The organism is Plantactinospora sp. A48 (genome assembly GCF_055793945.1).
Genome location: NZ_JBTIXF010000028.1, coordinates 72725 through 80297, shown reverse-complemented (window position 1 = coordinate 80297; position 7573 = coordinate 72725). Strand labels below are relative to the sequence as shown.

Here is a 7573-nt window from a genome sequence, read left to right as displayed (position 1 = left end):
AACGCACAGACGGATTCGGCTTGGTCGGACTGGACACCAGCCGCTCCTTGTTTTCTCCCCCCACCCCCCACAAACCCTCGCCCCGCACCCCGTACGACTGAACCGTGGGCTTCCCGGCGCCGGTCAGCTCAGGGAAACCAGGCGGGCGCCGCCGTCCGCCTCGATGATGGTGCCGGTGAGATTGGCGTTGCTCGCGGCCAGCACGACGACCTCGGCGATGTCCTCGGCGGTGGCCACGTGCCGGGCCGGTAGCACCTGGGCGACCTGGGTGAAATACGCCTGCCGGGCGTCGTCGGGCAGGCCGCTCCACCAGGGCGTGTCGACCAGACCCGGGGAGACGCCGTTGACCCGGATCGGCGCGAGTTCGACGGCGAGCGGCTTCACCAGCCCTTCCACCGCTGCGTTGACGGCCGCGAGACCGGCGGTGCCGGGGATGCCGGCCCGGGCGCTGATCGCGCTGACCAGCGTGATCGAGCCGGTGGGCGCCAGTTGCGGCAGCGCCGCCTGGATGGTGGTGACGTGGCCCCAGAACTTGGCGTCGAACGCGCGTCGCAGGGTGTCCTGGTCGAGGTCGGCGAACTGTCCGCCGCCTTCGCCGCCGCTGAGGGTGATGACCAGCCAGTCGAGGTTGCCGATCCCCTCGACCACCGCCCTGATTCCGGCGCGGTCGCCGCCATCGGCCTGGTGGCCGATGAGTTCCGGGTCCGTCGCCGCGAGTTCGTCGAGGCGTTCCTTGCCGCGTCCGACGATGTGCACTGTTGCGCCGAGGGCGAGCAGCCGGCGGGCGGTGGCCAGGCCGATGCCCGACGTGCCGCCGACGACAAGCGCAGTCCTGCTCATCTTCATCTCCTATTTCGAACCGTGACGTCTCGTCTCGTTTTACGCTAGCATGGGTTCGTGAAGGACCAACCGGCCCCGGCCCGCGCCGGTCGCAAGCGCAGCGAGGACAGCAGGCTCGCGATCCTCACCGCGGCGTTCCAGATCATCGGCGAGGTGGGCTACGCCGGGCTGACGATCGAGGGGATCGCCGACCGCTCCGGCGCGGGTAAGCAGACGATCTACCGGTGGTGGCCGTCGAAGGCGGACGTACTGCTCGACGCCCTGGCCGCCAAGGCCGAACTGCACATCTGCATCCCGGACGTGGGGGACTACGCGGGCGACCTGCGGGCGTTCATCACGGCCAGCTTCAAACTGGGGCGCGACCGGCGCGTCACGGGCGTGCTGCGCGCCCTGATGGCTCAGGCGCAGATCGACGCGGAGTTCGGTGCGCGGTTCCGCGACTCTTTCCTGCAACGCCGGCGGGACGCACTCGCGGTCATCGTCGATCGCGCGCAGGAACGCGGCGACCTCCCCGCCGTGCCGACCCCCGGAGTCATCGCCGACATCCTCTTCGGCACCCTGTGGTACCGGGTCCTCGCCACCCAACAGCCGCCCGACGATCGGCTGGCCGACGAGTTGGTGACCGTCCTCGCCGGACCACAACCCGGAACCGCCGCCCCCACCCGTGGCCAGGGGAAGCCCCGATGACCGAGCCGCGCTGCCGAGACAGGCACGACGGCCCGCCCTCACCGGTCAAGACCCTACGATTCCCGGGTGTCGGTCAACGGGTGCGGTTTCGACTACTGATGCTCGCCGCCGCAGCCGGATTTCTGGCCCTGGCGCTCACCATTCGCGCCATCACCGCCGGCACCCTGAACAGCACCGACCGGTTGGCGCAGTACTCCGGTACAGCGCTCTACGCCTCGATGGCGTACGTCGGGGTGCTCTTTCTCTGGCCACGCCGGTCGGCGCTGGCCGCTGGTGCGATCACCTGGGCCTGGTGCTGGGCGATGGAGTGTTTCCAACTGACCGGAATTCCCGCCGACCTGTCCACCCGGAGCCTGGTGGCTCGGCTGGTGCTCGGCGTGCAGTTCGACTTCGTCGACCTCATCTGGTACCTGCCGGGCATCATTCCGCTCGTCGTGCTGCACGAACTCCTCAACCGATCGAGACGCGTGCGGCGGGATCGGTCCGAGCTTCCCTGATGTCTCAGGATCCATTGCCCCGTCATGCCCCAGCAACGCGCGGTCGGCCCGCGCCGTCACACTCCTGGTCGGCGTCGCCAGCGGCCCGCCGTCCTGAACTGCCGATGGGGGGACTGTAAACGAACGTTTGACAGACCCTGGCAACGCGATGGCCGGGTCGTACTCCTCAACGATCAGCGTCACCAGCTCGATCTCCACCACGGCGACTTAGGCGGCGGCGGCGATGGCGGGGACAGCTACTCAACCGCCTGGCTCGGTCCTCCTGTGCCTACCGTCGGAGAAGTTCCGGCACGCTACTGGACGGAGACCCGCCAACCCATGGGAAGCACGGCGGAGACCGGATGGAAGACGGTGTTGGTGCCGTTGCCGCCGATGATGATTCCACCGACCTTCAGGCCGTCCGGGTCACGGGTGAAGACGTTGCCGCCGCTGTCGCCCCCCTGTGAGAGGACGACGCTGCCCTCCATCTGGTCGAGGTAGCACCTGGTGATGCCGTCCGTGAACGGGGAACAGATGTTGGTGGCGGTGACGGTCCCCGAGCACACCTCGCCGGAGGTGGCCCCGTTGGTGCAGAACGTCTGGCCGACGACGGACCCCTTCGTTCCGCGGATGGCCTCACCGGCGAATACGGTCGTGGGGCCCGTGTAGGTCCACGGCGTGAAGGTGCCGCCGAGATACTCGACATCCTTGCCGTTGTTGGTGAGGGTCCGGGACGAGACGGTTGCGACGTAGGTGCCGTTGTTGTAGACGAATGCCCCGAGGGGGAAGCAGTGGCCGGCGGTGATCATCTGGCGGCTGGCGGGCGTGCCGGGCACCTCGATGGCGAACCCGCTGGTGCAGTTGAAACCGCCGGAGCTGATCCGGATGCCGCCGGCCCAGGGGCTCCAGTCGGCGCTCCGGCTCATCGGGTGCGGACGCGGGGCCACGTGCAACTGGACCAGGTCGCCGAACCGTTCCCGGGCGGCGGCCGTCAACTGTGGGGAAAGCTTCGTCACGCCGACCGCGACGACGTTGTGGGTGACGTCGACGTACCACTCCGACAGCACATCACCGGCGATCCGCTGCCAGCCGGTGTCGGCCATCACCTTCCCGCGGACCGCTTCCAACTCCGCGAGGCTGTGGGTCACCGGCATCATCTCGACCCGCAACCGCCCGGCGCCGCGCGCCGGGCCGGACGACGCGACCCCGCGAAGCCGGGAGCGGGCCGCCGTCTCGTTCGTGTACCGGACCGTGACGGTTCCGCGTGCTTCGTCGAGGCTGATGCCGGCAAAGGCGGTCGAATTGGCGGCGCTGAGCGAAACGAGTTCATCGACCCTGGCCTGGTCGACGTTCAGCGTCGGCTCGGCGGCGCCGGCCGGCCCCGCGGGAAGGATCGTGATGGCTACTGCCCCAACCACCGCGAGCGCCGCCGTGACGAAACGATTCATGTGCCCTCCATATATTGATGGGCGTTGCTATATCAGACTAACCTTCAGTCGCCAGGAGGCCAATGGTCGACGCGGTCCGGCCAATGCGAGCCAGCAACGACCGCGCCGCGCGAGCGCGGTGCAGGTGCTGGTGGAGGTCGATAACCGGGGCGATGCGATACCACTCGATCCGGTCCGAGCGTGGCTTGCCTTCAAGCGCGCTCGAAGCTTTAGCGTCGGGGCCATGACCACGACGGACGAGACGAAAAACTGGATCATCACAGGCGCGGGTTCGGGCCTCGGCCTGGCGCTCGCCGAGGCGGCACTCGCGACCGGTGAGCAGGTGATCGGGACCGCGCGTCGGATCGACCGGTTCGCCGGGCTCAAGTCGCGGTACGGGGAACGGCTCCTCGTCATCGAGCACGATGCGTGCGACACGGCGGGAGCGGCCTCGGTGGTGCGGCGGGCACTGGAGGAGTTCGGGCGCGTCGACGTGCTCGTCAACAATGCCGGTGCCGGACAGGTCGGCACCGCCGAAGAGGTCACCGATGTCGCACTGCGGGCCATGATCGAGCAGCACCTGTTCGGCCCGGCCGCCTTCGACCGTGCCGTACTGCCCCCACCTGCGGTGGCGTCGTCCGGGTGCGATCGTGCAGATGAGCAGTCAGGCTAAGCGCGTCGAGCAGTTGACCGACCAGCCCGGGGTGAAGCCCGCTGCCGCGAGCGGCGCCGTGTCGACATCACGGGCGAGCCACGCGCCGACGATCGTCAAGCCACGGTCACGGGCGTGCTCGACCCCCCGCAACACTCCGGCAATGCTCATCTCGACCGACAAGCTTGCCACAAGCGACCGTGGTACGAGACTCGCAACATCCCGCTCATGCCGCCGACCCGGCGTCGGTGGGCGGTGAGCCGTCACGCGGCGTGACGCGCGTCAGGGCCGGCCCGACGCACGCTCGTACCGATGAGCGGATGTTCCATCTTCCTGGATTGGTTCGCTGAGAGTGGGAACTCTTCGGATGTCGCGGCCATAAGAGGGTGTGAGCAACACGGAGAATCTGGTCGAGGCCAGTGACGGCGAGTTGTGGCGACGTGCCGGTCAGGGAGAGGCGGAATGCTTCGGAGTCCTCTTCGACCGCCGCGGTGAAGCAGTACGTAGCTACTGTGCCCGCCGCACCGGTTCCCTCGACGCGGCTGACGATCTGGTCTCAATGGTCTTCCTGGAAGCATGGCGGCGGCGCCGGGAGGTAGAACTCGTCAACGGTGCAGCTCTCCCGTGGCTGTACGGCATCGCCCGCCGCACCATCCAACAGCGCTGGCGCAGCAGCCTGCGGCACCGCAGGGCTCTGGCCCGCCTTCCGCCGCCGGTTACGGCTCCCGATCACGCAGACGAGGTCGCCAACCGTATCGACGACGAACGTCACCTGGCGCAGCTACGACGGGCTCTGGGTCGTCTGCGACCCGCAGACCAGGACATCCTCACCTTGTGCGTCTGGCAGGGCCTGGACTACGCCTCGGCCGCAGTAGCACTCGGCATTCCAGTTGGCACCGTCCGCTCACGGTTGAATCGAGCGCGAGCCCGACTCGACGCTGCCACCAAAACGCCGACCTCACCGAGTACGGCAAATTCTTCGGTCAACGCCTCACCGCAACGGGAGCCGTCATGATTCCACTGTCGTCCCCGATGAACACCCAGCGTCAGGCTGCGCTGCGCGCGATGCTGGTCGCTCACGCTGCCACCCACAACGATCAGGCATCCACCCAGATGCATCCGCTGGACAACTCTTCCACTGTTGCGGCATGGCGGCGACCGAGGGTACGCCGCGCTGCGCTGGGTGTGGTGTCGGCTGCACTGGTGGCGGTCAGCGTTTCCGTCGTGCTCACCGCTGATCCGACAACCCGGCCGAGTTACGCCAGCTGGAGCGCCGTCCCGCAGGCTGCCCCCGACGCTTTCGCCTCGCGCGAGGATGTCGAGACGTGGGCGTCGAAGTGCAGCGACCTGCACGCCGGCGGCGCCGGCACACACGTGCTTCCGGCACACCGTGATGTCCTGGTGGACCGCCGCGGCGATTTCATCTACTGCGTCGCCGTATCGGTGGGAAACGGCACGGTGGCTGATCCCCTCGTCGCCCTGTCCGGCATCAAAGTCGACATGACCGACCGCATGGCCACCATGTGGACCACCGTCTTCGACAAACCGTTCCAGCAGCCCACCCGCGGTGGAGTTCTGGTCCTCGGCGGGAACCTGGAGACTCCACCAGTCGAGCCCAACACAGCCCCCGATCCGCTCAGCGCCTACCAGCTCTACGGCCTCGCCGGGACCGACGTAACAGGAGTCGACATCGTCCTGACCAACGGCCTTCGCGTGACCGCGACGGTACGCGGCGGCATCTGGGGAGCCTGGTGGCCCGCAGCCCAAGGCGAACCCGGCAACAGCACCCTCGAAATACACACCGCCACCGGCACCAGAACCATCGCCCCAGCCACCGTCCAGCTACCCCACGGATAACGCGGCGCCATTCGGAACTGCCGGTGTGGGCGCGGCGCGCCGTGTTCTCATGACTGCACCGCCACGTACCTTTCTTGCGGAGACGCCTCGGGTCATGCAGCCAGGCGCCGCTGACCTACGCTGTGGACGTGGAGGGACTGGGCGCGACCTTGTTCAGCCTGCTGTGCTGTTTCGGCGGAATGATCGGCATGCTCAACCTACTCGGTGCCATAGCCGTGAACATGCGTCGGCTGTCCGTCGTAGTGGGCTTCTATCGGGTCTGCGTCATCGACGCCATTCTGGAGCACTCGCCGGCCGACTACGTCCGGCGGCCCACGGCGCCGGCCGAGTCACCGGCCCTCGACTGCGCCACCTGAAGTTCGAAGCCCTGATCGCCACCGCCCGCGAACCACCATGCGCTACGACCGGGCCCGCAAGAACCTCGACCGGCACCCCAACTACATCCTGGCCGCCTACATGGCCTCCGGAACATAGCCGGCGCTCGCGGCTTTGCCGATGACAGTGCGTCGCGCTGTAGGAATCATCGCCGTCTTGCCCAGAGCAGCACTCCTCGTTTTGTCACCGTCATAGGCGTAGTGAACTGCCGTGCCCCGTCCTTTGCGGACTGCCCGTCGAGTCCCCGACCCCGCAGGAAGGCGACCACCGCCGCCGAATCAGGCAGAGCCACCAACGGAGAGTCCCAGCGCTCGACGCTCACAATATCGAATACTTGCTCGGTAACGGCGACAGCCTCCTCGGCATCGAAAGTCGATGGCTCTCCCCAACGGGGAAGCACCGTCTTGAATTCGGGATCGTTGTGGCGGCTGGGCGCGCAAGCTACGAAAATTCCCCTCGGCCGTAGAACCGTCTCGACAGCTCGCAGGCAGGCACCGGGATCCACGAGGTGATACAGCATCCAGAGGGCGGCAACGGCACCGAACGTCTCGACCCGCAGTGGCAGATGCATGGCATCGGCCTGCACGACCGGGCGTGGAGCCGATCGAACGTACTCGGCTTGATCGAGTGCGACAGTCGGCACGTTCAGCTGGTGTAGTAGCCGTGCCAGCAGTCCGTTGCCGCCGCCCAGATCAAGTACTGGACCGGTCAAGTGATCACTGGCCAGCCGCTGCGCCACCTGCGCGTGAACGTCACCGACAACCGAGTACGACCTCGTCGCAGCCTGGTTGGTCGGAAAGCGATCAAGGTCGGTGTCGTAGTTGGTGGGGTGTGCCGCTCGCTTGCCGCCGTCGCCACATGTCGCTGGGGCACGGCCCGGCGCGGCGGTCTTGGCCGATAGGGCGTTGTTCGACCGAGGGCACGACCGGGGTCAGCGAGCGACTTCGGTCGCCTCAAGATCTGTCGCGATCATCGAGAAGACGGCCAGGTCATGCGCCTCTTCGCCGTCCCACTCGGCCATCCGCAGCGCGCCCTCCCGCCGGTATCCGGCCTTTTCGGCGGCCCGCACGGAAGCGACGTTGTCAGGACGAGCGTGCAACTGGACCCGCCGCATCCCGCCGGCTGGGGCTGAGCCTTCCCGCGGGACGGTGTGCGTGCGGCGGGTAGCTGCCTTGGCGTGTCGGCGCGGACGGTTGAGGCCATCGACGGAGTGTGCCAAGTCTCGATCCACCGCACATCGGGTTTCCGTTGGTATGGCC

General features: G+C 67.7%; 11 protein-coding genes. 6 read left to right on the top strand and 5 right to left on the bottom strand.

The genetic code is table 11. The features are described 5' to 3' along the window. Window positions 1-123: 123 nt before the first annotated feature. On the bottom strand, window positions 124-840 hold the full coding sequence (locus tag ACXN5W_RS16610) for an SDR family oxidoreductase (RefSeq protein ID WP_473159200.1): 717 nt from the start codon (window positions 838-840) through the stop codon (window positions 124-126). Between the two features lie 57 nt (window positions 841-897). Here ACXN5W_RS16610 and ACXN5W_RS16605 point away from each other — a divergent pair, with 57 nt between their 5' ends. Together ACXN5W_RS16605 and ACXN5W_RS16600 are read left to right on the top strand one after the other, a co-directional pair. Beyond that, window positions 898-1527 carry a TetR/AcrR family transcriptional regulator gene (locus tag ACXN5W_RS16605; RefSeq protein ID WP_473159199.1) on the top strand — a complete coding sequence of 210 codons (630 nt, stop codon included), beginning with the start codon at window positions 898-900 and terminating at the stop codon, window positions 1525-1527. 80 nt (window positions 1528-1607) lie between these two features. Next, window positions 1608-2024, top strand: a complete 417-nt coding sequence (locus tag ACXN5W_RS16600) for a ribosomal maturation YjgA family protein (protein ID WP_473159198.1) — start codon at window positions 1608-1610, stop codon at window positions 2022-2024. Between the two features lie 293 nt (window positions 2025-2317). On the opposite strand, the gene ACXN5W_RS16595 is transcribed toward ACXN5W_RS16600, so the two are convergent. Continuing rightward, entirely contained in the window at window positions 2318-3451 is a 1134-nt protein-coding gene (locus tag ACXN5W_RS16595) for a chymotrypsin family serine protease (protein ID WP_473159197.1), read from the bottom strand. A 223-nt stretch (window positions 3452-3674) separates the two neighbouring features. On the opposite strand from ACXN5W_RS16595, the gene ACXN5W_RS16590 reads away from it, so the two are divergent. Beyond that, window positions 3675-4103, top strand: a complete 429-nt coding sequence (locus ACXN5W_RS16590; protein WP_473159196.1) for an SDR family NAD(P)-dependent oxidoreductase — start codon at window positions 3675-3677, stop codon at window positions 4101-4103. Here the strand turns inward: ACXN5W_RS16590 and ACXN5W_RS16585 are convergent. Then, window positions 4095-4253, bottom strand: a complete 159-nt coding sequence (locus ACXN5W_RS16585; protein WP_473159195.1) for a hypothetical protein — start codon at window positions 4251-4253, stop codon at window positions 4095-4097. The genes ACXN5W_RS16590 and ACXN5W_RS16585 overlap by 9 nt on opposite strands. Before the next feature lie 217 nt (window positions 4254-4470). On the opposite strand from ACXN5W_RS16585, the gene ACXN5W_RS16580 reads away from it, so the two are divergent. From ACXN5W_RS16580 to ACXN5W_RS16570, 3 genes are all read left to right on the top strand, one after another. Beyond that, a complete protein-coding gene (locus ACXN5W_RS16580; RefSeq protein WP_473159194.1) occupies window positions 4471-5097 on the top strand; it encodes an RNA polymerase sigma factor in 627 nt (208 codons plus the stop codon). 17 nt (window positions 5098-5114) lie between these two features. Next, window positions 5115-5939 (top strand): hypothetical protein, encoded by an 825-nt coding sequence (locus ACXN5W_RS16575; protein ID WP_473159193.1) that lies wholly within the window; start codon window positions 5115-5117, stop codon window positions 5937-5939. A gap of 128 nt (window positions 5940-6067) precedes the next feature. Continuing rightward, window positions 6068-6295, top strand: coding sequence for a hypothetical protein (locus ACXN5W_RS16570; protein WP_473159192.1), 228 nt, complete (start codon window positions 6068-6070; stop codon window positions 6293-6295). A gap of 164 nt (window positions 6296-6459) precedes the next feature. Here the strand turns inward: ACXN5W_RS16570 and ACXN5W_RS16565 are convergent, their stop codons facing one another. Both ACXN5W_RS16565 and ACXN5W_RS16560 read right to left on the bottom strand, forming a co-directional pair. Further along, window positions 6460-7053 carry a methyltransferase domain-containing protein gene (locus ACXN5W_RS16565; protein WP_473159191.1) on the bottom strand — a complete coding sequence of 198 codons (594 nt, stop codon included), beginning with the start codon at window positions 7051-7053 and terminating at the stop codon, window positions 6460-6462. A gap of 192 nt (window positions 7054-7245) precedes the next feature. After that, window positions 7246-7383 carry a hypothetical protein gene (locus tag ACXN5W_RS16560; protein WP_473159190.1) on the bottom strand — a complete coding sequence of 46 codons (138 nt, stop codon included), beginning with the start codon at window positions 7381-7383 and terminating at the stop codon, window positions 7246-7248. Window positions 7384-7573: the final 190 nt, after the last annotated feature.